The organism is Paracoccus hibiscisoli, assembly GCF_005048265.1.
Classification (GTDB): Bacteria; Pseudomonadota; Alphaproteobacteria; order Rhodobacterales; family Rhodobacteraceae; genus Paracoccus; species Paracoccus hibiscisoli.
This window is the reverse complement of sequence record NZ_SUNH01000074.1, coordinates 1-2,553: the sequence shown is the minus strand read 5'-3', so window position 1 is coordinate 2,553 and position 2,553 is coordinate 1. Positions and strand designations below refer to the sequence as shown.

Annotated in this window: 3 protein-coding genes, 1 tRNA gene and 1 pseudogene; 2 read left to right on the top strand and 3 right to left on the bottom strand. The window is 58.2% G+C overall.

From position 1 onward, the window contains the following. Positions 1-153: 153 nt before the first annotated feature. Positions 154-483: pseudogene (locus FA740_RS19250) on the top strand (transposase); the annotation flags it as partial. 184 nt (positions 484-667) lie between these two features. On the opposite strand, the gene FA740_RS19855 reads toward FA740_RS19250, so the two are convergent. Beyond that, positions 668-832, bottom strand: a complete 165-nt coding sequence (locus FA740_RS19855) for a hypothetical protein (protein WP_169306391.1) — start codon at positions 830-832, stop codon at positions 668-670. A 529-nt stretch (positions 833-1,361) separates the two neighbouring features. Here FA740_RS19855 and FA740_RS19245 point away from each other — a divergent pair. Continuing rightward, positions 1,362-1,658: a PRC-barrel domain containing protein gene (locus FA740_RS19245; protein WP_136858403.1), complete on the top strand. Its 297-nt coding sequence runs from the start codon at positions 1,362-1,364 to the stop codon at positions 1,656-1,658. 68 nt (positions 1,659-1,726) lie between these two features. Here the strand turns inward: FA740_RS19245 and FA740_RS19240 are convergent. After that, positions 1,727-1,811 (bottom strand) — tRNA-Leu (locus tag FA740_RS19240). A gap of 353 nt (positions 1,812-2,164) precedes the next feature. Continuing rightward, complete coding sequence (locus tag FA740_RS20545) at positions 2,165-2,296, bottom strand: IS66 family transposase (protein ID WP_420873161.1); 132 nt, start codon at positions 2,294-2,296, stop codon at positions 2,165-2,167. Positions 2,297-2,553: the final 257 nt, after the last annotated feature.

Below are 2,553 nucleotides of genomic sequence, written 5' to 3'. Positions count from 1 at the left end.
AAAGAACGCCCATTCCTCGTCCGACATCAGGTCTCGTGCCAAGCTGGTCTCGATCGCAGATACCAGCTTGAATCATGCCCGAACCGCGTTGTGAATCCCTTTTGTCAACACGGCCTAGCTTAACGTGCTGTCCACGAAACCGGCTGCAGGCCACGTCATGGCACACCCGAGATCTTAAACACGGATCAGGGCAGCCAGTTCATGTCCACTGACTTCATCAAGGTGCTGGCCGCCCGCGAGATCAAGATCAGCATGGATGGCAGGGGCGCCTGGCGCGACAACGTCTTCGTCGAGCGCCTCTGGCGGACCATCAAATACGAGGAGGTCTACCTGCGGGCCTATGCCAGCGCGTCCGAAGCTCGGGCCGGCATTGGAAGATACCTCGCCTTCTATAACAGCCGACGCCCACACTCATCAATTGACGGAAAAACCCCCGATCAGGCCTACTTCAACCAGCCCATGCCGGAGGCGGCAGCGGCATAAACGAGGCGGAAAACCACTTGGAAAACGCCCGGAACCTGTTCAGATAAACCGAACCACCTCTCAGGAACGAGGGTTAGCGCTTGGCAACGTCATTGACCAACTCCGATAACACGTTGACGCTGGTCACCGGAAAACTCGCGTTCCGCCTTGGGGGCAGGCAACGTTCGACAGATGCCTGTGAGTATCACAGAGCTCCTTCAGGTGGCCATCGTCGGCGACCGCCTGCATCCGCCCGGATCATAGAACCATCTGAGCCGTGGCCGACCATGAAGGCCAAGGATTGAAATTCGACTTCATTGGTGAAATCCACGGCGCCGATGGCTGCATCATTATCAGTGATTTCGATCACTCTCACTGACCTTAGCCGCGGGAAAGCCCGTCGACATGGATGTAACGATACCTTGAGCTGAGACATCCGGCTCATCGCCGGAAGGGCCGGACAGCTTGCCGCCCATACCACTCTCCAGCAGCGTAGAAAAGGTAGCGGGCAACCCAGTCCCTTACGGGCCTCCACGCTCACAAATGACCAAACACGGCCCTTCGCTCAGTTGGTCAATATGGTGGGCTTGATGACCATACTGCCCGGAAGTCCGGCTGATCAGGCGTCGAACTGGCGTTATGGCTCGTAGGGCCAGCACTTGGACGAGGGCCTCATCGGTTATCAATAACGCACCCCATGGCCAGTGTGGCAGTTATTTCGCAGTCTTGGGCAGCTCTACCCGGCCACTTTGAATGCCAAGACCAAAGCAAACTTGATCCGCCAAGAGACACGCTCGCACATAATGCAACCCCGCCTTCGCGCCGGGGTTGACCAAAGTTGATGGAACGTATCCACGACCGCCACGTTCGTTTAGTGAACAGAAACGGAGGAGACCATCATGGACCATGCAAATCACCCGCGTCTGGACGCCTCGGAATACACCGAAGCCGTGCTATCCGGCGCTGCCGTCTACGGGCCCGGTGACGAGAAGGTCGGAACCATCTCGCACATTCACGGCACCGGCGCAGGCGCTCAGGTCGTGATCGAGGTCGGCGGATTTCTAGGCATCGGGGCCAAGTCGGTTTCGGTCGCCGCGCAGCAGCTTGATCTGATGCGCAACGAGGCGGGCGAGGTTCACGCGGTCACCACCTGGACCAAGGACAGCCTCAAGGAGATGCCCGAGCATCACCACTAATATTTCCGAAACTCAAGCTGAACGGAAGCGCCCGGGGGATGATTTCTTCGGGCGTTTTTATGGTCCGATGGTGCCCGTCGAGGGACTTGAACCCCCACGCCTTGCGGCGCTTGGACCTAAACCAAGTGCGTCTGCCAATTCCGCCAGACGGGCAACAATGCGGTATCTAGCGCGGTGGTTGGATGCCCACAAGGGACATCACTCAGTCAAGCGAGTTGGTGGCCAATAGATATGCAGAACCGGGGCATACTGTTCCGGTCGTGTCGCTCAAAACCGTCATCGTCCTATGAACCGGCGCAATGATCTCCGTTCTGAACCGGGTATGCCTCTGCAGGGTTTACAGGCGGGTGTTGGACCATCTTCAATCATCTGTGCGCGCACATGCTCGGGTGCAGCCCAATCTGCCCTCTACTTTCAATTCCTCTGTCTCTTCAAGACGATGCCTATCAGGTGCGTTTCATGCCTCCAGGAGTAGGGCTTACTGATCAGGGAAATTGATTTGCGTTTCATTGTGCCGTCGAAATCGGTAGAGCAAAGACGGTATCAGCGCCCGGATCGAGCACCGGCGCGCGGGTCTCGTCGACAAAGATCCGGTCGGCGCCGCGCAGATGAGCCTTCATGTGGTCGATGACAGGCATCAGGTGGACTTGAGGGGACCGTGGCCCCAGTGGGGCCGCGTAAGCCCCGAAAGGCGCGCCCCGTCCAGTTGCCGAGTGTGCCACGGTCGAGGTGGAGACCTTGCCGCTCGAAGATCCCCGCTTGGCGGCATGGTGGACCTGTCACGGTTTGGTGCCGCTCCTTTGACCACGTAATGTGCAGCAAAGGAGATGAACGATGGGCACAATCAGGACAAATGAGCAGGGATGCGGTGCGTATTGCGCTGACAAGCGGGCTT